The sequence below is a fragment of the Bacillus sp. 22190 genome (assembly GCF_052045575.1).
GTDB lineage: Bacteria > Bacillota > Bacilli > Bacillales > Bacillaceae > Bacillus > Bacillus altitudinis.
In genome coordinates this window covers 1-22478 of sequence record NZ_JBQEPF010000007.1, presented here as the reverse complement: position 1 = coordinate 22478, position 22478 = coordinate 1, and the positions used below count along the sequence as shown (strand labels likewise).

20 protein-coding genes, 1 tRNA gene, 1 pseudogene and 1 riboswitch are annotated in these 22478 nt (G+C 39.4%); of the genes and pseudogenes, 13 read left to right on the top strand and 9 right to left on the bottom strand.

The window, feature by feature from the left end; genetic code table 11:
* The first annotated feature begins 64 nt into the window (after positions 1–64).
* Positions 65–589, top strand: a complete 525-nt coding sequence (locus tag ACTJKA_RS11340; protein ID WP_008344162.1) for a type 1 glutamine amidotransferase domain-containing protein — start codon at positions 65–67, stop codon at positions 587–589.
* Between the two features lie 55 nt (positions 590–644).
* On the opposite strand, the gene ACTJKA_RS11335 is transcribed toward ACTJKA_RS11340, so the two are convergent.
* Entirely contained in the window at positions 645–1634 is a 990-nt protein-coding gene (locus tag ACTJKA_RS11335; RefSeq protein WP_019743561.1) for a Gfo/Idh/MocA family protein, read from the bottom strand.
* A 200-nt stretch (positions 1635–1834) separates the two neighbouring features.
* On the opposite strand from ACTJKA_RS11335, the gene ACTJKA_RS11330 reads away from it, so the two are divergent.
* The 4 genes from ACTJKA_RS11330 to ACTJKA_RS11315 all read left to right on the top strand — a co-directional run bounded on the left by ACTJKA_RS11330 (position 1835) and on the right by ACTJKA_RS11315 (position 5038).
* Positions 1835–2227: a DoxX family protein gene (locus ACTJKA_RS11330; RefSeq protein WP_008344160.1), complete on the top strand. Its 393-nt coding sequence runs from the start codon at positions 1835–1837 to the stop codon at positions 2225–2227.
* Between the two features lie 65 nt (positions 2228–2292).
* Positions 2293–3435, top strand: coding sequence for an AI-2E family transporter (locus tag ACTJKA_RS11325; RefSeq protein ID WP_007500555.1), 1143 nt, complete (start codon positions 2293–2295; stop codon positions 3433–3435).
* A gap of 124 nt (positions 3436–3559) precedes the next feature.
* Positions 3560–4393 carry an undecaprenyl-diphosphate phosphatase gene (locus ACTJKA_RS11320; RefSeq protein WP_024719699.1) on the top strand — a complete coding sequence of 278 codons (834 nt, stop codon included), beginning with the start codon at positions 3560–3562 and terminating at the stop codon, positions 4391–4393.
* Between the two features lie 171 nt (positions 4394–4564).
* A complete protein-coding gene (locus tag ACTJKA_RS11315; protein WP_079920591.1) occupies positions 4565–5038 on the top strand; it encodes a stress protein in 474 nt (157 codons plus the stop codon).
* A 41-nt stretch (positions 5039–5079) separates the two neighbouring features.
* Here the strand turns inward: ACTJKA_RS11315 and ACTJKA_RS11310 are convergent.
* Positions 5080–5571: pseudogene (locus ACTJKA_RS11310) on the bottom strand (biotin synthase BioB); the annotation flags it as partial.
* Positions 5572–6140: 569 nt separating this feature from the next.
* Positions 6141–6503, bottom strand: coding sequence for a DUF1433 domain-containing protein (locus ACTJKA_RS11305; RefSeq protein WP_171465694.1), 363 nt, complete (start codon positions 6501–6503; stop codon positions 6141–6143).
* Between the two features lie 602 nt (positions 6504–7105).
* Between ACTJKA_RS11305 and ACTJKA_RS11300 the strand changes: the two genes are divergently transcribed.
* From ACTJKA_RS11300 to ACTJKA_RS11290, 3 genes are all read left to right on the top strand, one after another.
* Positions 7106–7178: transfer RNA gene (locus ACTJKA_RS11300), tRNA-Ala, on the top strand.
* A gap of 204 nt (positions 7179–7382) precedes the next feature.
* A complete protein-coding gene (locus ACTJKA_RS11295) occupies positions 7383–7799 on the top strand; it encodes a rhs-associated protein (protein ID WP_171465693.1) in 417 nt (138 codons plus the stop codon).
* A gap of 1359 nt (positions 7800–9158) precedes the next feature.
* Positions 9159–9305: a hypothetical protein gene (locus tag ACTJKA_RS11290; RefSeq protein WP_407708019.1), complete on the top strand. Its 147-nt coding sequence runs from the start codon at positions 9159–9161 to the stop codon at positions 9303–9305.
* A gap of 1552 nt (positions 9306–10857) precedes the next feature.
* Here ACTJKA_RS11290 and cudC read toward each other — a convergent pair.
* Entirely contained in the window at positions 10858–11415 is a 558-nt protein-coding gene (cudC, locus tag ACTJKA_RS11285) for a choline uptake/conversion transcriptional regulator CudC (protein ID WP_345911073.1), read from the bottom strand.
* A 206-nt stretch (positions 11416–11621) separates the two neighbouring features.
* On the opposite strand from cudC, the gene betB reads away from it, so the two are divergent.
* Together betB and ACTJKA_RS11275 are read left to right on the top strand one after the other, a co-directional pair.
* Positions 11622–13091 carry a betaine-aldehyde dehydrogenase gene (gene betB / locus ACTJKA_RS11280; protein ID WP_041507663.1) on the top strand — a complete coding sequence of 490 codons (1470 nt, stop codon included), beginning with the start codon at positions 11622–11624 and terminating at the stop codon, positions 13089–13091.
* Positions 13092–13118: 27 nt separating this feature from the next.
* Positions 13119–14327, top strand: a complete 1209-nt coding sequence (locus tag ACTJKA_RS11275) for an iron-containing alcohol dehydrogenase (protein ID WP_008344050.1) — start codon at positions 13119–13121, stop codon at positions 14325–14327.
* Positions 14328–14566: 239 nt separating this feature from the next.
* On the opposite strand, the gene ACTJKA_RS11270 is transcribed toward ACTJKA_RS11275, so the two are convergent.
* A complete protein-coding gene (locus ACTJKA_RS11270; RefSeq protein ID WP_048003085.1) occupies positions 14567–15046 on the bottom strand; it encodes a DinB family protein in 480 nt (159 codons plus the stop codon).
* Positions 15047–15251: 205 nt separating this feature from the next.
* Here ACTJKA_RS11270 and ACTJKA_RS11265 point away from each other — a divergent pair, with 205 nt between their 5' ends.
* A complete protein-coding gene (locus ACTJKA_RS11265) occupies positions 15252–15782 on the top strand; it encodes a hypothetical protein (protein ID WP_017367919.1) in 531 nt (176 codons plus the stop codon).
* 11 nt (positions 15783–15793) lie between these two features.
* Complete coding sequence (locus ACTJKA_RS11260; RefSeq protein WP_008344044.1) at positions 15794–17341, top strand: flotillin family protein; 1548 nt, start codon at positions 15794–15796, stop codon at positions 17339–17341.
* A gap of 31 nt (positions 17342–17372) precedes the next feature.
* Here the strand turns inward: ACTJKA_RS11260 and ftsW are convergent, their stop codons facing one another.
* Genes ftsW through ACTJKA_RS11245 form a run of 3 tightly spaced genes read right to left on the bottom strand, consistent with a single transcriptional unit; the run spans position 17373 to position 20319 of the window.
* The gene (ftsW, locus tag ACTJKA_RS11255; RefSeq protein WP_411801896.1) at positions 17373–18506 is read right to left on the bottom strand and encodes a putative lipid II flippase FtsW; all 1134 of its coding nucleotides are present in this window, start codon (positions 18504–18506) and stop codon (positions 17373–17375) included.
* Positions 18507–18511: 5 nt separating this feature from the next.
* Positions 18512–19666, bottom strand: coding sequence for a rod shape-determining protein RodA (gene rodA / locus ACTJKA_RS11250; protein ID WP_099496703.1), 1155 nt, complete (start codon positions 19664–19666; stop codon positions 18512–18514).
* A 14-nt stretch (positions 19667–19680) separates the two neighbouring features.
* Complete coding sequence (locus ACTJKA_RS11245; RefSeq protein ID WP_048003075.1) at positions 19681–20319, bottom strand: DUF1232 domain-containing protein; 639 nt, start codon at positions 20317–20319, stop codon at positions 19681–19683.
* 169 nt (positions 20320–20488) lie between these two features.
* Here ACTJKA_RS11245 and ACTJKA_RS11240 point away from each other — a divergent pair, with 169 nt between their 5' ends.
* Positions 20489–21043, top strand: coding sequence for an N-acetyltransferase family protein (locus ACTJKA_RS11240; RefSeq protein WP_440607765.1), 555 nt, complete (start codon positions 20489–20491; stop codon positions 21041–21043).
* Positions 21044–21282: 239 nt separating this feature from the next.
* On the opposite strand, the gene thiT is transcribed toward ACTJKA_RS11240, so the two are convergent.
* Positions 21283–21858 carry an energy-coupled thiamine transporter ThiT gene (gene thiT, locus ACTJKA_RS11235; protein WP_007500615.1) on the bottom strand — a complete coding sequence of 192 codons (576 nt, stop codon included), beginning with the start codon at positions 21856–21858 and terminating at the stop codon, positions 21283–21285.
* A 97-nt stretch (positions 21859–21955) separates the two neighbouring features.
* Positions 21956–22058: riboswitch (TPP riboswitch) on the bottom strand.
* Positions 22059–22478 lie beyond the last annotated feature (420 nt).

Below are 22478 nucleotides of genomic sequence, written 5' to 3'. Positions count from 1 at the left end.
CCGCTTTTCTTTTTAAGAGATGATCTCGTACAATAGAGGAAATCCGAAGAAAAGGAGAGATGTTATGCGTTTATCAAATAAGAAGGTCATTGCGTTAGTCAGTGATGATTTTGAAGATTTAGAGCTATGGTATCCCGTTTTGCGATTAAGAGAAGAGGGGGCAACTGTCCATCTCGTAGGCGAAAAAGCAGATCATGAATATATCGGGAAGTACGGAGTGCCAGCTGTATCAGATGCAGACTTCTATTCCATTCAAGCAGATGATTATGATGCGGTTCTCGTTCCTGGGGGATGGGCACCGGATAAACTGCGCCGATATCCAGAAGTATTAGACATCGTTCGTACGTTTGATGCAAAGGGCAAACCGATCGGACAAATCTGTCATGCCGGATGGGTGCTCATTTCAGCTGGTATCCTGAAAGGTAAAAAAGTGACGAGTACACCTGGTATTAAAGATGATATGACGAATGCTGGAGCGGAATGGTTTGATGAAGCCGTTGTGACAGATGGTCATATTGTATCAAGCAGACGCCCGCCGGACCTTCCGCCATATGTGAAAGCATTTGCCGATGTATTAGCGGCAAACTAGATTCACACGAACAAACAAAGGGCTGTAAAACGCCCTTTGTTCATTCAATGTCTCATTACATTTGTCTGTCGGCTGGATAGATAATGCCCATTTGTCTTCTCGCCTCGTCCATGACGGACATGGTTTGAACGGATAAGGCAAATGTATTGATTGGAGACTGTCCCTTTTTTTGCTTGATGCATTGAATGAAGTGATCGATTTCATAATACATAGCCGGTTGATCATCTTTGATAGAAATATCGGTTTGCTGTCCATTCCGATCATGGATGATGATACGAGAAGGGCGATGGAATTGATCAATCACCATCGTGGCATCCTCCCCTTGAATTTCAGCAGATACATGAGATGTTGAGATTTTTGAATGGAAAAGAAGTGCTTGATGTCCTTCATATTGTAAAAGTAATGAACCGCTCCCATCTACTCCAGAAGAAAGTGTATAGCCTCTCGCGGTGATTTGATGTGGCAGCCCGAATAAATAAATGATGGGAAAGACAAGATACACGCCGATGTCCATTAAGGAGCCATTGGATAATTCCGGCTTAAAAGCATTTGGAATCTCACCGTTTCGGTAGGCATCGTATCTTGAGGAATATTTACAGTAATGAGCGATCACTTGCCGAATGGGGCCTAGTTGATCAAGATGCTGTTTGATTTGAAGAAAATTCGGCAGAAATGTGGTCTTCATCGCTTCCATTAAGCACACCTGATATTTTTTCGCAGCAGCAATCATTTCTTCAGCCTCTTTCCGGTGAGAGGCCAATGGTTTTTCACATAATACATGTTTTTGATGCGCCATCATCAGCATCGCTTGCTCTTTGTGAAGGGCGTTTGGACTTGCGATATACACAGCATCAAACGCATCACTTGCCGCCATTTGTTGTAAATTAGTAAAGACGGTATCAATGCCATACTTGTCTGCAAATGCCTGTCCTTTTTCAGCAGACCGAGAATAGACGGCCGTACATGTAAAATCCGCCACTCCTTCACCAGCCTGTAAGAATCGATCTGTAATCCAATTCGTTCCGATGACAGCAAATCGAATCATCACATTCCCTCCTTCTGCTTTTCTCTGATTATACATGCTTTGAAAGCGTTTGTATGAAAGAATCTTCTTTTTTATTGAAAAGCGGATGAAACCTTTACCTTAGCTGATGCGTCTTACATAAAGAATATAAATGTACGAAAAGTGGATAGTTTCCTCCTTCATTCGGGTAATACTTGAGAAGGAGGGAGGAGGAAACGAACATGAAGCGCATCCTACATATAGGAAGTACATACGCATTCGCGCTTTTATTTATAGCAGCCGGTGTTTTTCATGTGATAGAGCCAAGCGGCTTTGCCCGCATGATGTCTGGATGGCCATTTCCCTATGGCATCATTTATGCCACCGCATGCTTGGAATGGCTGCTGGCCGTATTACTACTTCTTCCAAACGTAAGGATTGTGGCAGCAAAAATGATCGCTGTCTATCTGGTGCTCATTTTCCCTGCGAACCTATTTGCTGCGAGAGAAGGGATTCCATTTCCAGGGCAAGAGAGCACAGAACAAGCCTTGTTATGGATGAGGTTAATCGGACAACCGATTTTGATTGGATGGGCCATGTCCATTGCGAAACGTGAAAAAAAGCTAAAACAATGATCACAAAATGATGATCAAGTAGTGTACAATTTACTAATAAAATAGCCCGTGTTTGGAGGAAAGATATGAATTCTATGCAAATGTGGAGCAGTCGATTTAGAAAATTTTTTCTTGATAACAAGTTTGTTCTCTTTTTACTCATCCTGCTATTAATAGGGTTGAATATCCTTGTTTTCATGAAAGCATCTTTTATTTTCACACCGCTCATTGTACTCATCAAAACCATTGCCTTACCGATTATTTTAACGGGGGTTGTGTATTATTTATTAAATCCAATTGTGAATTTATTAGAGAGATTTAAGGTCAAACGGATCTTTTCGATTTTGCTTTTATATATCGTCATTATTGGGATCATTACAGTGACCATTGTATCTATTATTCCTTTTTTACAAGCACAAACGATGAGTCTGTTTCATAATCTGCCAAAATACGTTGATACGGTAGAAGAACAGATTAGACAATTAACTGGAAGCAACTTTATTAGTCAAGTGCAGAAAACGATGAACTTTAACGTCTCTGAATTGGTGAGTAAAGCGTCAAGTCAAGCGACGAAGATTTTGGAAAGTACTTTTACTGGAGTCGGCACTTTCTTAGGGGCGCTTACTGAAATTATCATCTCGATCGTGACGGTTCCGTTCATTCTGTTTTATCTATTAAAAGACGGCAAAAAACTGCCTGACTATTTCTTGAAATTTATCCCGAATAAGTTTAGAGACCATACTCATATCGTGCTTCACGAAATGAACCATCGTCTAAGTTCTTATATACGCGGGCAGATCATTGTCAGCTTCTGTATCGGTATTCTTCTTTTAATTGGCTATATGATTATTGGACTTGACTATGCGCTGCTGCTGGCGATTATTGCGGCATGTACAAGTGTAGTGCCATACCTTGGTCCAACCATTGCGATTACACCAGCGATTGTGATTGCGCTTGTGACATCACCAGTGATGCTTTTAAAACTCATCATTGTCTGGACAGTGGTTCAACTTATTGAAGGGAAATTCATTTCTCCTCAGGTCATGGGGAAAAACCTTCATATCCATCCGATTACGATTATTTTTGTTCTATTAACAGCAGGTAAATTGTTCAGCGTCGTCGGCATCATTGTTGCGATTCCGACGTATGCCGTTCTGAAAGTGATCACGACCCACTTGTTTGATTGGTTCAAAATGCGATCCAATTTGTATAAAGAAGAAAAGGTTTGATGTCATAATCTTTTTTAGAAAAAAATATAGTATCATAAAGACGAGCTTTCGAAAAAGAAAGCTTGTCTTTATGTGGACATAGATGTTTGCCTTCAAAAGATCAGAATTGAAAGGAAAGAAAATCATGAATCTATGGGATTTATTCGTGGCACTGGTTTTAGGAATTGTCGAGGGATTAACAGAGTATGCACCTGTCTCGTCTACAGGGCATATGATCATTGTTGATGATCTTTGGCTAAAATCAAAAGACATCATTACGCCAGAGGCTGCAAACACATTTAAAGTCGTGATTCAGTTAGGTTCTATTTTAGCTGTCATGATCGTGTTCAAAGATCGTATTTTGAACTTATTAGGCTTAAAGAAAAATATCACAGAAGAACAAAAACGCAGCGGACATAAGCTGACCATTGCTCAAATTGCTGTTGGACTCGTCCCAGCCGTCATTTTAGGATTCTTATTTGAAGATTATATTGATAAATATTTGTTTGATGTGAGAACGGTCGCTGTCGGTTTGATTTTAGGGGCTGTGCTGATGCTTGTCGCTGATTGGATCAATAAACGTAAAACAGAAACAAGCTCTGTGGATAATATGACGTACAGACAAGCGCTGTATATCGGGCTATTTCAATGTTTAGCACTATGGCCAGGCTTCTCGCGTTCAGGTTCTACAATAGCAGGTGGTGTTATTCTTGGACTGAATCACCGCGCGGCGGCTGACTTTACGTTTATTATGGCCATGCCGATTATGGCGGGAGCAAGCCTCTTAACACTTGTTAAAAATGCCGAATATTTAACAACAGACATGCTTCCATTCTTTATTGTGGGCTTTGTGAGTGCGTTTATTGTGGCTCTCTTTGTTGTTCGATTCTTCCTAAAACTGATTAATAAAATCAAACTTGTGCCTTTTGCGATCTACCGAATCATCCTAGGTCTGATTTTATTTATCCTGTTTATGTAATGATGGAAAACTACTCTTTTAAAAGAGTAGTTTTTTTGTTGTTTTGCCCTTTTAAACAGTAAAAACAGCCTCTTAATTGGTAGAAAAAGAAGTTTTTTCTTAAATTAGTGTTTAAGTGAAAAAGAAAAGGGTAGTACATAAACATACCAATTAAAGGAGGAGTTAGAAATAATGAGGAAAACAAGTAAATTTTTTGTTAGCTCTGTGATTGCTATGTCAATGGTTGCTGTCCCTTTATCTCTTACGACTTTTGGTCAAAAGGCTGAAGCTGCTACGACAACAGGTGTCGATGGAAGTGTCTCGATTGATCCAGTAGCCATTGCCGATAAAATTGAACAAGCAGTAAAATCATCTCAAAATCGTGATGGATTTGTAAAAAATGCGGCATACAGTGCATTCTATGAAGCAGGTCAAAATTACAACGTAGTTGTTCAAAACTTAAGCCAAGATCATGATTTTAGCGGACTGAACAATGTTGTCTATTATGATAGTGTTGAATATGACGGCATTACGTTTGGTATTTGGGTATTTGAAGATGGTACGTTTGTCAACAATGGTGACGGCGGCTATATTAACTGGACTTTTGTTGGCAGCTTTGACCGCGAAGAAGGAAGCGGTACTGTCGATTTCCATAAAAGATTCTAATCTCAACGTCAAAAGTCTGCCGATTCATCGGCAGACTTTTTTTAAAGCGCACATTCTTCTATTTCAAAACCTAAATCTTCAATGATGTGATGATCGGTTTGAACTTGCTGTCCTTTTGTCGTTAAATAATCGCCTACGAAAATAGAGTTTGCTGCATATAATGCGAGAGGCTGAAGCGTTCGCAAATTAAACTCTCTTCCGCCAGATACTCGAATTTCCTTAGCCGGGTTGATAAATCGCATCAGTGCCAAAACCTTCAACGCTTTGATCGGATGTGTGCGTTCTTGATGTTCAAGAGGCGTTCCTTCAATTGCATGGAGAAAGTTGACGGGAATCGAATCCACATCAAGGGCTCTCAGCGAAAAAGCCATTTCGACAATTTGTTGATTGGTTTCGCCCATTCCAATAATAACCCCTGAACATGGTGACATCCCTGACTGTTTGACCTTATCAATGGTCGAAAAGTGGTCATGATATGTATGATTTGTCGTAATGTGAGCATGATGATCTTGATGTGTATTGATATTATGGTTCATAACCGCTAACACGGCAACAGGTACAAAAGCAGATTTCTTAAGTGTTAAACGAAGAGCCCAAGACTATACCTACTATAGATGACGCTGGTGTGATTTCAGCATCTATTTCAGGCAAACCAATCAATTAACAAATGGACAGCTTATTCTAGTGGAGGTTACAATGGGGAAGGAAGCATTGGGATAAACACATTTAAGGAAATGATCAAAACTTAAGAGGAAACAAAGTCAATGTTACGGGAAGCAATCAATTGAATTACATAAGTCTATTGACCTGTTTGTTTGGAAAAGGATAAAATTACATAAATATATCAACATATAGGGAAAGAGGTTTAATTGTGGGAATATCTATAGTACCTATTATACTTGCTCTACTCTTTTGTATTTTCTATTTTTTGAAACAGGATCAAAAAGTCATCTTTTTTCAGGATGTGTTCTGTTTCTAGTTATACTCGCTGCAATTTTTGTTGCTTTAATTATGTTTATGGGTTCTTGAATTTATAAGTAAATAAATAGTACCGTTGAATTCCTTCGAGGTACTATTTACTTATTTTGGCGGTGTATCTTTTTTAATACTCGCATACTTTATCTTCGCATTCAGGTTTTTCTTTAGCATCAACAGTAAATGAACCTACTTCATCATTTGCCTTATCATATATTCCCCATATTTCTTTTTTTTTATTACCATTGAGGTAACCATTAATTTCAATGCCACCCATTGGGTTTATCATATAATCATTAGTATAATCAATTCGTTCAACATCAGTATAGTTTGTTTTAATAAAGTCAGTCATTCTTTTTTTTGCCAAGGAATAAAATTCTTCTTTTTTAGCTTCTTGGGCTTCTATTTTTTTTTGGTGTTGTTCCTTCAAAAATATCCCTCCAACCGTTATAATTACCAGACCTATAAGGATTATTATGTATTTTTTCATATAACCATCCTTTCTGTCTTGCATTTTACATGAGTGAAGGGGGATTGTACATACAAAGACTGGCATACCTAATTTATAAAATGAAGAAGTTGATATTAAACGAAGACTTTATTCCTTAGCGGTGATAAGGGGGATTAAGACGAGGCGAAGGTCTTACACTTGAATGGCATTTAGATGTGGACTGGGATGCTAGTGGATTTAAAATTAATCGGTCACTATCAAAGACAATTCAAGTTAAAACGCATGTGAAAGACTTCAATTCCAATACATGATTTGCGTCACACGGTTGCTCTATTGATAGAGGTGGTGTGAAAGCAAAAGTGCTATTCAAAGATGTGCCGGACATGCTAGCGCCCGAACAACATCTGATATATATGTTCATGTAACAGATGAAATGAAAAAGAGTGCAGCGAATCACTTTAACAGGTTTAATCCAAAATATCTGAGAAACACAAAAACAGAGATAGAAAACTTTCGTCCCCAAGGTTAAAAATAATGCATAATACAAAATTGAGAAATTTCTCATCAAACATAAAAAAAGTAGTCTTTCCCCTTGTATTATATGGGAGAATTAAATATAATGTTATTTGTTGAAACATCCCGGGGCATTAGCTCAGCTGGGAGAGCGCTACGCTGGCAGCGTAGAGGTCAGCGGTTCGATCCCGCTATGCTCCATATATGATGATCATTGATACAGAGCCATTCTTGAGATAATCGGGAGTGGCTTTTGTATGTTTAAAAACAAAAAAGTAACATCTCTCTGTCTACAAATTTAAGCTTTATTTCCATTACAAAAACGGGGTCAGTCCCACCCACTAGATAGGGATTTATTTGTTTATTTTAATTTACAAAGGACTCAACCAGCATTGAAAGTAAAAAATGAAGGATTTGGAATTAAAAGACCTTCTTAATTGTGTCAAAGTACATAAATATCCAGAAATATATTTAGATTTAATAGAACAAAAATTTGAATTTGATGCTTCAAAAATAGACTGGTCACAAACTAATCATCATCATAGTATGAACTCAAATAATGAATCTTTACTTCCTGATGCTCTTCTATTTATAACTGAATTAAAAGAAAAATATTTAGATAATAACTTACAAGTAATTTATATAGGTGATAATCTTACAGAGTTTGGGTACCAGTTTGAATTAAAGCATATAGAAGAGTTACTAGTCTATTTTTTAGATATCCCACAGCACCACTATTTTATATCATTAGAAGGTGATTGGTGTATGTGCATTTCTTATGAAAACTATTTGGATTTCGGTTTTAGTTTAAACAAGAAATAATTTTAAGTGTCACGTATAGGAAAAATAAAAGATTATAGGAAGTAAAAAACCTTGATTGGCTTGTCTATCAAGGTTTTTGCGTTTATTGGACTCCCTGCTGAGAAAAAACGATAAAAAGTCGACAAAAAGGGGGATAAAAAGGGGACCTTTTTTCCAATGTGGTTCATCGTATGATAGAGACAAGCAAAACGAACGTGAATATTTTGTCCAGAAGGAAGAACCTGCGGACGCTGATCACACTCTAAGTGCCTTGATTGGTGTCCACTTTTTTATTAGGAGACGCGTCTTTCCCTTATCAATGGCGTATCTGGATACGGAACAAAGGTGTTGAGGAATGTGGCCATACGAGAGGGACATTCTGAGCCTGGATAGCAGCTGGTCTGCGGCGGCAGTATCGATGACAGTTTTTCAATTTACTTGATGAATGGCTGTACTTGGCATCCTCTCGGAGTGTAGTCATCATTCAAAAATCTATTTAAGCGAATAGCGTAAGGTGGTGCTTATTCGACAAGGAGCGAGTGAAATGAAGATCAGGAATTCTGTTTCTAAAGAGACATTAAAGCAATTCAAAAGCATTGCTCCTGGTTCTAATCAAAAGAAGAGCAATGATACTTAGCCTATAACGATGCGAGATTAGGAAGAAATCATGGGAGCGAGACGTGAAACATACCAGCGACAAGGAGGTCGTATCCGGAGAAAACGATAACCTAATGGGAGCAGTCGTCTTTTGAGTGTATGGCTGCAGGTGCTTTGGTGAGGGATAGAGCGCAAAAATATAAAAAGGGATATGATGAGCATGGCATTAAAGTTTGGTGTATCTGCTAGTCCAAAAAAGCGAATCATACTTTAGGAAAGGGCAAACAAGAACTTATCGATTCCTGGTTGATGTAGAACGTTACGATAAACATGGTAATCACGTTGAAGCTGGTGGTACGTTCTATAGATCCGAATTGGTTTTTGTTGATTATAATTCCGAAGATATAATTATGGATGCTAAGGACGCTACTTTTAAATCCGTTTCATATTGGTCTTTGGGTGACATTGATTACGACCAGATAAAAGATATCATATTACAAGTAATCCTAAGTAAAAGAACTGACACTTCTAGTGAATCAAAAGTCCGTTTTAATAGAACGATAACTTTTTGAGCGAAAGCCCCATCCCTAACCGGATAGGGCGTTTTTTACGTTTAATATATCCGCAAACTTAACGAAATTAGTATCGCCTCGGCTTTCCTTTATACGATATTCCTTCTGAAGATGCTTACGTATACAATGTGACCATTTTTTGAGGTAATATATAAATATTTGTATTTTATAATCAATACAATATAAGGAATTTTTAGAATGTGAGTAAGGGGTGGAGAAAGTTCTTTCTTCACATGGTGGTGTGAAAATAAATGAATGGTATAAAATGATTCGGCAATTCAGTGTTCAAGATGTAGAGGTTTTGAAAGCTGAAGTAGAACAAGAAATTGAACGAATGGAAGAGGCCGTGATTTACTGATTTACTATTAATTGATGTGCTTTCGTCATAAGCTTTTGCTTGAGTATATAAAACCTTCATTTCGATCAATCAATTTCCGCTCTAGTCGATAAAATAGAGAATTCTAACCATCAGCTGTCTGGAATGCTGCAATACTATAATGCTTTTTTAGAGGTATGTATGAGTTCAGTAAGAAAGAATATGTACAGGATATTCAATATTATAAGGTTGCTGCGAGGCAACTGTCGCTTGTTGTAGATAAATTGAACAAGCAGAGTTTCATTTCAAGGTGGCAGAAGCTTACTATACTATGAAACAAGCGCATGATTATATACATCACATCATAAAGGCACTAGATACTTATAAAGAACATGAGCAGTATAATGTTCGTCAAATTCAAAGTATAATTGTCATTTAAGGAAATTATGTTAATTTTAAGCAGTGTGAAAATCATTCATACATCTGAATAAAGCCTATTCCATTGCTGAAGAAGTAGCGGATAAAAGGTTGGTTACCAAGGTACTTCTAAATATAGGAAAAAATAAGATTATGCAAAGACTTTCCAATATTATAAAGAGCCCCTTGAAATATCAGAAGATGTTATGGACGATTTAAAATCGGTTACCTTTTTTGGACGCTATATAAGACAGGAGAACATGATGAAGCATCAAGTTAATAAAGCTTTGAAACTGGTCTCTCATAAAGAGAACCCACACGAAATTTTATTAATACGTTCTATATGAAAAAACATATGAAATTCAAGCTATGCTTCAAACATTTGAAGAAAAGCAATTGTTTTTTTGTAGAAGAATTCACTAAAAATCTTGCAGTTATTCGTGAAAAAATAGCAAAGTTTGAGAAATTAACTGAATATTACAGTAATTTCAAGCCCAACATAATATTCAAAAAGGAGAGTGTCTTTATGAGTATTAAATAAATGATGGTTATAAGCTCTATTATCTTTCGAGGTGCAGGTATATATGAAGCATCTAGTATGATTAAACCAGCATCAAATCGAAAACAACAATGGAGGAGACGAATAGAAATACAACTTTCATTCCACAAAAAACTGATCGAAACACAACTTCTCAAAACGTATAGGCGAAATTAAAACAGACCCTACATGGTCTGTTTCAGCGTGTAGACAAACCCTCGCATTCTTTATCAGTCCTGCGCTTTGGTGCTCACGAATTCCAAATTCGCTCCGCTCCAGTGCTCGTCCTTCCTAGACTGCAAAGGTTTTCTATCACGTTGAAAAGAAGACAAAAGGCTAAAATAAAGTTCATTTTAGCCCTTTGTCAACAATCTGAACCAGACCCTGCATGGTCTGGTTTTTTATGGGGACGGATCGGGGATCAGCCCTTTCAGTTTTGTTCAGAAATGAAAATCTTTATTCAGAAAGGCTCATCATAGAACCTTATTAAAACAGTCTTTTTCAGTGAATATAAGTTTGTTTTGGGTGATGTCGTTCACCCTGCCAGCGTAGCTCTCTCCCATCTGAGCCAATGCCTCATGTGTTAAGACATAATCAATCCTCCTGTAAAATTCAAGCTGTAAAACACAAACACCCCGGCTATTTTTCTTTCTGATCAATCGGAATATAGTCAAAGATTTCTCCCGAATGAACCGAGTGGGCTAATCGTCTAAGCCAATCATAATAGGCTTTTGAGCTTTCAAGCTGTTCAATGAGCTGTTTCGCTTCCTCTCTTTCATGTTCCTCCGCCTGCTCATTACGAGCTACATCTTGAAGGCGTTCTTGCGCTTCTTCAATCGCTGCTAGATTGACCTCAACCTCTCGTTCCCATTTTTGCGGGAAGAAGTTCATGAAAAACTTAAAAAAGTCTTTCTCAGCAACAAAGCTGTGTTTTCTTCGGCCACGGTGAAAGGTCTTTTTGACAATATTCATGTCTTGCAGTTTTTTCACACCCGTACTCATACTAGGCTTACTCATTTGCAGCTCTTCACGCATTTCATCCAGCGTCATTTCCTCATTTAAATACATCGTCCCATATAGAATACCCGCACTTCTAGTAATGCCATAGAGGTCCATTGTTTCAGCGATGGAATCAATGACGAGATCTTTAGCAGCTAAAATGCGTTCTTCTGCTTGTGGCTGTTCCTGCTTTTTCATCTTGTCCCTGCTTTCTATTAAGTGAATTCAATACGTTCAAAAAAATCTTTATGGACTATATGTTAACGAAAGAATGCAAAATGTCAAAATAAAAGAAGCATATCCCCCTTTGACAGAAAAATTTGAACATGTTAAGTTAATTATGTTCAAAACGTTAAATTTTTATTTAACAAACTTACCAAAGAGAATCAGAGGAGGTTCCTTCTATGAGTCAAACACTATTTATCGATGGACAATGGGTTGGCGCTAAGAGTGGCGACACAAGAGATATCATCAATCCATTTAATCAAGAAGTGATCGCGACAGTCAGTGAAGGATCAAGAAATGACGCGCAGTTAGCCATTAAGGCAGCAAGAAAAACCTTCGATCAAGGTGATTGGGCAAACATGCCTGGACTTGAAAGAGGAAATATTGTGTTTAAAATTGCGGAATTGATTAGACGAGACCTTGATGAATTAGCCAAATTAGAATCACTTGATACCGGTAAAACATTAGAAGAAAGCAAAGCAGATATGGACGATATTGCGAACGTGTTCCAATATTATGCGGGGCTTGCTGATAAGGATGGCGGGGAAATCATTGCATCGCCTATTCCAAATTCAAAAAGTGAATTAGTCCGAGAACCTGTCGGTGTATGCGGTCAAATCACTCCTTGGAACTATCCATTGCTTCAAGCGAGCTGGAAAATCGCTCCTGCCCTTGCAGCTGGAAATACAATCGTACTAAAGCCAAGTGAAATTACACCATTAACCACGATCAAAGTTTTCAAACTTATGGAAGAAGCGGGTGTTCCAGCAGGCGTTGCCAACTTAGTGCTTGGACCTGGAGCAACTGTTGGAGATGAGCTGGCTGTCAATGACCAAGTCGATTTAATTTCATTCACAGGCGGTATTGAAACAGGTAAGAAAATCATGCAGGGAGCCAGCGGGAATGTGAAGAAAATCGCCCTTGAGCTCGGCGGGAAAAACCCGAATATCGTCTTTCAAGATGCTGATTTAGACGTAGCGGTTGACCAGGCAATGAATGCTGTGTTTTTCCATGCAGGGCAAGTGTGTTCAGCAGGTTCACGCTTGTTAGTGGAAGAATCCATTCACGATGAATTTTTAGAAGAACTGGTGAAGCGTACGAAAAAAATCAAGCTAGGCAACGGCTTTGATGAAGGAACCCAGAGCGGACCGCTCATCTCAGCTGAGCATCGAGAAAAAGTAGAAAAATACGTCAGCATCGGTTTAGACGAAGGCGCAACATTAGAAACAGGTGGGAAACGACCTGATGCAGAGGAGCTTCAAAAAGGATTCTTCTACTTGCCGACGATTTTCTCAGGCTGTACATCAGACATGCGAATTGTTCAGGAAGAAGTGTTTGGACCAGTCCTCACTGTCGAATCCTTCCGATCAGAGGAAGAAGTCATCGAGCTGGCAAATGACACGATTTATGGTTTAGCAGGAGCGGTGTGGTCTTCTGATATCGGCAAAGCCGAACGAGTGGCTCGTCAATTAAGATTAGGCACGGTATGGATCAACGACTTCCATCCTTATTTTGCCCAAGCACCGTGGGGCGGGTATAAACAATCAGGTCTTGGACGTGAATTAGGACGTACGGGCCTTGAAGAATATACGGAACTAAAACATTTATATCGAAATACAAAACCAGAAGCGGTTCATTGGTTTAAATAAATATCACTTATCTGGAGGAGATTCTATATGACTTTAAATATGAAAATTGAAAGCATGCAAAAATTCCATACGTTTGAAATTCCGACTGTCATCAAGCATGGCATTGGGGCAGTGAAACATGTTGGGGAAGAAGTGAAAGCATACGGCGTTTCAAAGGTATTGCTTGTCACAGATCCTGGTATTTATCAAGCGGGTGTTGTAGATCCAGTGATTGCTTCATTAAAAGAAGCACAAGTTGATGTGGTTCTATTTAATAAAGTAGAACCAAACCCGCCAGTCCGTTTAGTGAATGAAGGATCTGCGTTATATGAAAAAGAAGGCTGTAATGGTTTAGTCGCAGTAGGCGGCGGAAGCTCAATGGATACAGCGAAGGCTATTGGTGTGGAAGCGACTCATGAAGGATCAGTTCTTGATTACGAAGCGGCTGAGGGGAAAAAACCGCTTGAAAATAGAATCCCTCCGTTAACCACCATTCCGACAACGGCTGGTACAGGTTCAGAGGTCACGCAGTGGGCAGTGATTACTGACGAAGAAAGGGAATTCAAATTCAACACAGGTGGCCCACTCATTGCAGCTCACCTAACAGTGATTGACCCTGAGCTTCATGTATCTATGCCGCCGCATGTGACGGCTATGACGGGTATCGATGCGCTTGCGCACGCGATCGAATGCTATACGATGAAGTTTGCTCAGCCAATTACAGATGCGGTAGCGCTCATGGCCATTGAATATGCTGCTCATTATATTCGCCGTGCCTTTGCTGATGGAGAGGATTTAGAAGCAAGATATGGAATGGCACAAGCTGCGATGCTTGCAGGACTTTCCTATGGAAGTGAATCAGCTGGTGCAGCCCATGCGATGAGTCAAACGCTTGGGGGTATTATTCCTGTCGCACATGGCCAATGTGTAGCGGCAATGATGGGACCTGTCATGGAATATAACTGGAAAGGGTACCCAGAGAAGTTCGCTCGAATTGCGCAAGCATTCGGAATTGATACAAGCAGAATGACAACAGAGGAAGCTGCAAAAGCAGCAGTGAATTGGATGTATGATTTAGTGGAAGACCTAGAAGTTCCTTCATTAGAAGAACAAGGTGTACCAAAAGATATGATCGACCGTTTATCTAAAGAAGCAATGAAAGATCCGCAAACAGTTGGAAACCCAAGAGACCTGAACGAAAAAGCATACAACTGGATTTACGCCCGCTGCTTTGATTTAACACCTAAAACAGTGTAACAATGAAAAAAGGCTCCCAAAAGGGAATCTTTCAGCGTGTAGACAAACCCTCGCATTCGGTGTCAGTCCTGCGCTTCGGTGCTCACGAATGTTAAATTCGCTCCGCGCCGATGCTCGTCCTTCCTAGAATGCAAAGGTTTTCTATCACGCTGAAAAGAAGACAAAGGGCTAAAATAAAGTTCATTTTAGCCCTTTGTCAACAATCTGAAAGGCTCCCAGAAGGGAGCCTTTTTTACATCTTATAGCTGTTCTTTAATTTCTTTAATTTGATGAATATGGCGTTTTTCGTGTGCACCGATAAAATCAAGGTATTGCTTTAATGAAAGTTCTTCAAACACAGGATGTGCAATCACGCGTTTGAAATCTTCCTCTGTAAACGTTGATAAAATTTGATTTAATTTCTCACGAGCTGTATCAAGCTCAACTTTTAAATGTGTAGGTGTCACATGCTTGCGCTCTGGCTCAACAATACTAGGCGCAGTGGCTTTTTTTGAACGATCCTCTGCCATTTCCACCGGCTTTGGCTCATATTCTTTAATCGGTGCTTTTTTCCCCTCGGCAGCTAGATGTTTTGCTGCAACTAGGTCCATCTTCTTTAAATGATCTGCCACCTCTTGAATACTCCAAGTATCATCAGATAATTTTTGATTCAATTGTTCTTCGTTCAAACCTTGCAGCTCTTGCCACAATTCTTGTCTTGCATCATGTAATAAACTCATTTTCATCACCTCAAGATCAAATTTTAACATACTGGTACATGACAATCATTCTTGAGCTATCGTTGAATTCCTTTGAAGAATTGTGAGGAAATTTGAAACCTTTACAAAAGTGGTTCGTATTACATGTTAGAAGGAATACACTTGGATGTGAGCATGGTCTAAATGAATGAAAGGCTGCTCATTTCATAAAGAAAGGGTGAGGAAGATGGATGTGTTTGGGCTGCCTCTTCAGACGCTGTACTTATACATATTGATGGTATCAGGAATCCTGACGCTTGTTTTCGTCTTTTTTGGCGATGTATTTGATGGATTGTTTGAAGCGATTCCTGTCCCGTTCCTTCAACCAACATTGATCCTCGCATTTCTTACCTTTTTCTCGGCTGGAGGATTTATCTCTGAAAAAACAGCAATTGTAGGAAGTGGACTTGGCGCCGTATTATCTGCCATCCTCGCAGTGGTTCTCGTTACTTGTTTACATGTATTTGTCTTAGTCCCGCTTTCCTCTGCTGAAGAATCTCTTTCATATACGGAGGCCGACCTAAAAGGAAGAACTGGGGAGATCATTGTATCTGTACCAAAAGATGGGTTTGGAGAAGTGCTGTTAATTAGTAACAGCGGAAAAATCTCAAAGCCTGCCGTCAGTTTCGACGAAGAGGAGATTCCATATGGAACCCGGGTGCTGGTCGTCGAAGTGAACAAAGGCGTGTTATCTGTTATACCAAATGAAGAAATCTAGGAGGGAATGCTATGCCAGGAACAACCATATTAATTATTATTGGAATTGTGCTTGTGATTCTCATTGCACTTATTGGTGTATTTGTTTCGAAATACCGGACAGCTGGTCCAGATGAAGCATTAATTGTCACAGGAAGTTACCTCGGAAGTAAAAATGTCCACGTGGATGAAGGTGGAAACAAGATTAAGATTGTAAGAGGTGGAGGTACCTTTGTACTCCCTGTTTTTCAACAAGCAGAGCCGCTCAGCTTACTATCTAGCAAGCTAGATGTTTCAACGCCTGAAGTCTATACTGAGCAGGGTGTACCGGTCATGGCGGATGGAACGGCCATCATTAAAATTGGCGGATCAATTGAAGAAATCGCCACTGCGGCAGAGCAGTTTTTAGGGAAAACAAAAGAAGATCGTGAAAATGAAGCAAGAGAAGTACTAGAAGGACACCTTCGCTCCATTTTAGGGTCAATGACAGTTGAAGAGATTTATAAAAACAGAGAGAAATTTTCTCAAGAAGTACAGCGTGTTGCTTCTCAAGATCTAGCGAAAATGGGTCTTGTCATTGTATCGTTTACAATCAAAGATGTCCGTGATAAAAATGGCTATTTAGAATCACTAGGTAAACCTAGAATTGCTCAAGTGAAACGCGATGCAGATATTGCGACAGCAGAAGCAGATAAAGAAACACGTATCAAACGTGCAGAAGCAGATAAAGATGCGAAGAAATCTGAGCTTGAGCGTGCCACTGAAATCGCTGAAGCAGAAAAAATCAATGAGCTGAAAAGAGCAGAATTCAGACGTGAACAAGATACAGCAAAAGCAAGCGCTGACCAAGCGTACGATCTTGAAACAGCTCGTAATCGTCAGCACGTAACTGAACAAGAAATGCAAGTCAAAATCATTGAACGTCAGAAGCAAATTGAATTAGAAGAAAAAGAGATCCAGCGTCGTGAGCGTCAATACGATTCTGAAGTGAAAAAGAAAGCAGATGCGGACCGTTATGCTGTTGAGCAGTCGGCTGCGGCGGAAAAAGCGAAGCGTCTTGCAGAAGCAGATGCGAAGAAATACAGCATTGAAGCAATGGCAAAAGCAGAAGCAGAGAAAGTTCGGATTGACGGGCTTGCCAAAGCAGAAGCCGATCGTGCAAAAGGGGAAACAGAAGCAGAAGTCATTAGGTTGAAAGGACTTGCGGAAGCAGAAGCGAAAGAGAAAATTGCAGAAGCATTCGAACAGTATGGTCAAGCGGCGATTCTTGATATGATTGTGAAAATGCTACCTGAATATGCGAAACAAGTATCTGCTCCACTTTCTAACATTGATAAAATTACAGTTGTTGATACAGGTGGTAACGGGGAAGGCAGCGGCGCCAACAAAGTGACCGGCTATGCGACAAACCTTATGTCCAGTCTTCAAGAAAGTCTGAAAGCTTCCTCTGGAATTGATGTTAAAGAAATTATTGAGAATTTCTCTGGCAAAGGCAATGTGAAACAAAGCATCCAAGAACTGACGAATGAAATCAAACAGCCAAGAAAAAAAGAAATCGCTGATCGTCAAATAGAAGAATAAAAATCAAAAGACACCTTCTGATAGAGGGTGTCTATTTTAATTGGGGTACATGCCGGTGTCTTTTGATAGATGAAGAGAGATTCACAAGAATGCCTGCAGATATCATCATGAACACCAATGAAGATCCGCCGTAGCTAATAAAGGGAAGAGGAATGCCTGTAATGGGGAGAAGCCCAAAGACAGCTCCTAGATTAAAGGCTGCTTGAATCGTAATTTGAAAAGTAAGCCCGATCGTTAATAGCTTTCCAAATGGATCTTGTAAACCTTGAACGATTCGAACGGCGCGATACATGATGAGTAGGTAGGCACCCATCACAAACAACAGCCCCATGATTCCCAGCTCTTCACTAATGATGGCCATAATAAAATCTGTATGGGCTTCAGGAAGAAACCCTAGTTTTTGAATGCTTCCGCCTAAACCATTCCCGGTAAGCCCTCCTGAATTCATGGCGAGATAAGAATGGATCAGCTGATAACCATCTCCATCCTCATACATGAAAGGATCACGAAAAGAAGTGATTCGTTTCAAGCGATAAGGAGCGGTCACAGCAAAAAAAGTGATCCCTGCCGCAGCTGTCGAACCTAGTAGAATGAGGTGGCGTGTTTTAAGTCCAGCACATAATAAGACGATACCGCAGCTCAATAAAATAGAAACTGCTGTACCTAAATCTGGCTGTTTTAAAATCAATAAAAAAGCTAGACTTAAAAGAAGAAGTGGAGGCAGTACTCCTTTTTTAAAGGATGTAATGTACGCTTGTTTCCTTGCATATACATAGGCAAAATAGATGATCATCACTAATTTCACAGCCTCAGACGGCTGGATGATCAGAGAGCCTAATTGAATCCATCGTTGTGAATTGTTTTTGACAACACCGATTCCTGGAAGCAGGACAAGGAGAAGACATAGCAGTGACAGCATCACAAGCCAACGAATCCATTTACGGTAAGCTTGATATGGAACCAGGGCTGCAGCGATGAAAAAGAAGAACCCAATCAAAAGCCATTGCCACTGTTTCATGAAGAAGTAGCTGCCCTGTCCATATTTTATTTCGCCTAAAGGATAACTCGCACTGTACACCATCAGCAATCCAAAGAAACAAAGACAAACAATCGTCCCAGCAAGAATGTGGTCGATTTTTTTTAGGTGAGAAAGAATCAATGACATCACCTTCAATCCCAGTTACGTCCAAACATGTAGGATGAGGACCTCAAATTGACACTAAACACAAGGCCAATGGCGATCATATTGGTTAAAAGCGCACTGCCCCCATAGCTGATAAAAGGAAGGGCAAGACCAGTCACAGGCATTAGCCCTACTGTCATCCCAACGTTTTGGAAGACTTGAAAGACGATCAGCCCAACCACCCCAGCACATATATAAAGCCCATAAAGGGTATTCGCATGCATAGCCACATGAATCATTCGATAGACCATCATAAGATATAAACAGATCAATAGGGAGGCGCCGATAAAACCAAACTCCTCACCAATAACTGCAAATATAAAATCTGTATGGGCTTCAGGGATATTTCCCCCTTGTACTTGATTTCCATTTGTATAACCGCTTCCTGATAATTGTCCTGACCCAATGCCAAGCATTGCTTGTTTCAGTTGATACCCATATGTCGAATCAAATTCATCAGGAGAGAGCCATCCATAAATGCGATCAAGCTGATGAGGTTTAATCACTTTTGTAAAGTGCTCAAAATGTTCATTGTGCAAGTAGGTCAAAAATGCAAGAAGCGCGAGAAAAGAAGCGATTAATGCAGCGATCATCTTACTTGAAATGCCTGACACAAGCATCAGTGTAAAAGCGATAGACAAGATCACAAGTGCCGTCCCCAAATCTGGCTGAATTAAAATCAGGAAAAAAGGAACAGCGGTCCAGCATATAATTTTCATTGTGGGAATCATGCTTTCTTTAAATGCAAAGCGCTGATGTTTGTATCGATTTAAAATAGCCGCTAACAGAAGAATGACAAAAATTTTCATAAATTCTGATGGTTGCACTTTCATGGGCCCCAAGCTGATCCATCTTTGGGAGCCATTTTGATTCGTGCCAAAAAAATGAACGAGAATGATGAGAAAGAGACCACCTGCAAATAATCGAAAAGATAACCGCTCAAGCAGTTCATAATCAAAGTAAGCAACTGCCGCCATAAGGCCAAAGCCGACGATATACCAGAAAACTTGCCTTTTGACGAAATAAAACATATCTTGCGTTTCATACTGTCCCGATCCGCTATACACAGCTAGTAGGCTGATCACAAAGAAGCAAATGACAGTGAATAATAATGCGAAGTCAATGCTGTTCTGTTTTTTCATGTCTCCGTCACCTGCTATGACCTATTTGTCAGCTGGTTTAATACGACCTGCACCGCTGCAGCGTCATCAATATAGCCGATCGGAAAAATATAATCTGGTATTAAATCAACGGGCATAATGAAGTAAAGTAATGCGCCTCCCATCAACATCAATTCTCGAGAAGTCCCCCGTCCGCTCATGAACGAGTAGTACATGCTTTTCAATTGATCAAGAAATGGTCCAACACCGCTTATCGTATCTATCTTTTTTTCAAAATTTGCTGAGATTGTTTCTTTTCCCTCATCTGATTGACTATAGATCTCATATTCATTTAACTTCTGTTTCAATTCATTCTCGCTGAACGTCCCGTCATAGACATCATGATCTTTCAGCGTTCGCTCAATCTCTTCTACGGCTTGAATGAACGTATTACCGTGAACTCTTTCGTTTTTAATTGAAAATCCAGCCGTGGCCAATAGATGATCTAAAGAAATGTGTAGAGCATCTGAAAGCCGCTGTAAATGGTTCAAAGTCGGTTTTCTTTTTCCGTTCATGATTCTAGACAGTGTGGCTTTATCAATTTCTGTTTGTGTACTGAGTTCTCTTAATGAAAGAGAACGTATTTGCAGTTGTTCTTTTAAAAACTGCCGAAGCTCAGTTGTTTTAAATTCCATCTCTTCTTTCCCCTTTTCATAAAGTTCAACTCTTCAATAGAAGAAGTCGTACCCAATATATAGGGGTGTTGACAAAATGTCAACGAATATCCATTAGGGATTGAATTTTATAAAATAGAAACTTATCATATGAAACATAGAGTAAGAAATGGCTAAAAGGGGTGTGCAGATGAAGGTTAGACATGCAGTACATAATGATATTCCTAAAATTGCCGAAATTCATGTGAAGAGCTGGCAAACGACTTATCACGGCATTATTTCACAAGAGTATTTAGATGCTTTGAATGTAGGGGAGCGGGAAGAGAGCTGGAGAAGCAGGTCGCTTGAAGGCACGTTTGTCGCAGAGGATGCTGACGGAGTATTTGGTTTTGCTTCCTTCGGAAAACAGCGTGATGAGAGATATTCAATATATGATGGTGAGCTTTATGCCATCTATTTGTTGCAGAGAAAACAGAAATCAGGAGCGGGTATGGCTTTGATTGCAAAAGGTGTGGATTATTTAATAGAGAAAGGCTATCAGAATATGCTGCTCTGGGTATTTGAGCAAAATTCAGCTAAGCAATTTTATCAAAAACTTCAACCTAGTTTTGCCGTCACCAGCCAGTTCGAGCTGGCTGGTGAGAACCATGAAGAAATAGGGTATGGATGGGAACTATCTGTCCTAAGCGATCATGTTCAACAAATTATATCGTCAGCTTCCAGTAATAATGAGAGAAAAAAGTAAAAAGGGTGGCGAGTAAAATATAAGATATAAAAGGAGAAGCCTCTACTTTTCCTTTCACACCTGCTATTTTTAATGCCTCATAGAAACTTGCCAAAAAGTAGGCGAGACTGAGGATGTAACAGCACAGCATAATGGAGTAAGGATTCATTGTCGTACCTCCAGCATGAAATCTTCTACTATTAATAGATTCAATAGAGCAGCAAATTATGCATAAAAAATAACCCGCTGAAACAGCTGGGTTATTTTTGTCGAGGAAAAACCAAACGAGACGCACTAGGGATGAGTAAACAAAGAACAATACTACAAATGATAAATGAAGGAATCATATATGTGCTGTTATAAACTAATGAATACACCCAACCTGGTGTTCCTTTTGGTGCATAATGAGAAAAGAAGACTACACCTGAAATAAAGAACGTCAGCAGTCTGAAGAAACTGGCGACAAATACAGCTAGGATAATATAGAAGAATTGTTTCTTTCGCTTTTTATCCTGAATGGCTTTTTTAATTGATCCTGAGAATAGCCCGCTTAAACAAATCACAACAGATGCGACAAAGTAATCGAGAAATCCTTGTACAGGTGTAGCAATAATAGGATTGTTCATCAGCTGCAGTCCTGCGATTAACACACCGATGATAAATCCAGCAGACACGCCCCATCTAATGGACATGAGAATGACAGGAATCATGATCAGTGCAATTGACCCGCCGTTTGGCATTCTTAAAAAGAGACCTGATAAATAATCTAAAACAAGTGCAAGAGAAGTCATGATGGCGATCTCCATCAGTCGTACTAATTGATTTGATTGCTGCATAAAAAAATCCCCTTTTCACGAATTGTGCAAGGAGAGACCATGTCAGGATGAGTATGTGATTCATAGAAAAACATATCGGCTTGAATACAATGCATGTATGCAAGTGATTCCACATTCCTACTTCAGTATTAACTGACAGGTTCAAAGGGTCAGAACAACGAATTGTTCACTCTCAGCACGAGGCTCCCCCTGCGGTTATTAAATTTCAATCTATTATAAATATACTAAAGACCTACAGGATCAACAATAGTGAATTATGGAGTTAAGCCCTTTTTGTACGAATATATAGGAAGAGATCAGGAAAAATAAATTATTTAGAAAAAATACTTGTTTCTTCTTTTAAAAGGTGTTATATTTGTATTCGCCGCTGAAACAGCGCGGTTGAGAAATAACATTCAAGAAAAAAGTTGTTGACTTCATCTTGATAGAATGTTATATTAATAAAGTCGCTTCTGAGAGATAACGAAGATGATCTTTGAAAACTAAACAAGACAAAACGTACCTGTTAATTCGAGTTTTTATAAAAAATCCTATGATACATCATAGGTAGTCAGTCAAACGCTGACGAGGCAGGAAATGATCACATGCTAAGTTCGCTACATCGTGTAGCAACGCATGTG

Coding starts and splice junctions, on each gene's coding strand:
- ACTJKA_RS11335 (WP_019743561.1), bottom strand. CDS start 1,634: ATGATTCGATTTGCTGTCATCGGAACGAATTGGATTACAGATCGATTC.
- ACTJKA_RS11245 (WP_048003075.1), bottom strand. CDS start 20,319: ATGGAATTTAAAACAACTGAGCTTCGGCAGTTTTTAAAAGAACAACTG.
- ACTJKA_RS11325 (WP_007500555.1), top strand. CDS start 2,293: ATGAATTCTATGCAAATGTGGAGCAGTCGATTTAGAAAATTTTTTCTT.
- ACTJKA_RS11265 (WP_017367919.1), top strand. CDS start 15,252: ATGGATGTGTTTGGGCTGCCTCTTCAGACGCTGTACTTATACATATTG.
- ACTJKA_RS11295 (WP_171465693.1), top strand. CDS start 7,383: ATGAAGGATTTGGAATTAAAAGACCTTCTTAATTGTGTCAAAGTACAT.
- ACTJKA_RS11340 (WP_008344162.1), top strand. CDS start 65: ATGCGTTTATCAAATAAGAAGGTCATTGCGTTAGTCAGTGATGATTTT.
- ACTJKA_RS11260 (WP_008344044.1), top strand. CDS start 15,794: ATGCCAGGAACAACCATATTAATTATTATTGGAATTGTGCTTGTGATT.
- ACTJKA_RS11315 (WP_079920591.1), top strand. CDS start 4,565: ATGAGGAAAACAAGTAAATTTTTTGTTAGCTCTGTGATTGCTATGTCA.
- ACTJKA_RS11240 (WP_440607765.1), top strand. CDS start 20,489: ATGAAGGTTAGACATGCAGTACATAATGATATTCCTAAAATTGCCGAA.
- ftsW (WP_411801896.1), bottom strand. CDS start 18,506: ATGTCATTGATTCTTTCTCACCTAAAAAAAATCGACCACATTCTTGCT.
- thiT (WP_007500615.1), bottom strand. CDS start 21,858: ATGCAGCAATCAAATCAATTAGTACGACTGATGGAGATCGCCATCATG.
- ACTJKA_RS11330 (WP_008344160.1), top strand. CDS start 1,835: ATGAAGCGCATCCTACATATAGGAAGTACATACGCATTCGCGCTTTTA.
- rodA (WP_099496703.1), bottom strand. CDS start 19,666: ATGAAAAAACAGAACAGCATTGACTTCGCATTATTATTCACTGTCATT.
- ACTJKA_RS11320 (WP_024719699.1), top strand. CDS start 3,560: ATGAATCTATGGGATTTATTCGTGGCACTGGTTTTAGGAATTGTCGAG.
- betB (WP_041507663.1), top strand. CDS start 11,622: ATGAGTCAAACACTATTTATCGATGGACAATGGGTTGGCGCTAAGAGT.
- ACTJKA_RS11275 (WP_008344050.1), top strand. CDS start 13,119: ATGACTTTAAATATGAAAATTGAAAGCATGCAAAAATTCCATACGTTT.
- ACTJKA_RS11270 (WP_048003085.1), bottom strand. CDS start 15,046: ATGAGTTTATTACATGATGCAAGACAAGAATTGTGGCAAGAGCTGCAA.
- ACTJKA_RS11305 (WP_171465694.1), bottom strand. CDS start 6,503: ATGAAAAAATACATAATAATCCTTATAGGTCTGGTAATTATAACGGTT.
- cudC (WP_345911073.1), bottom strand. CDS start 11,415: ATGAAAAAGCAGGAACAGCCACAAGCAGAAGAACGCATTTTAGCTGCT.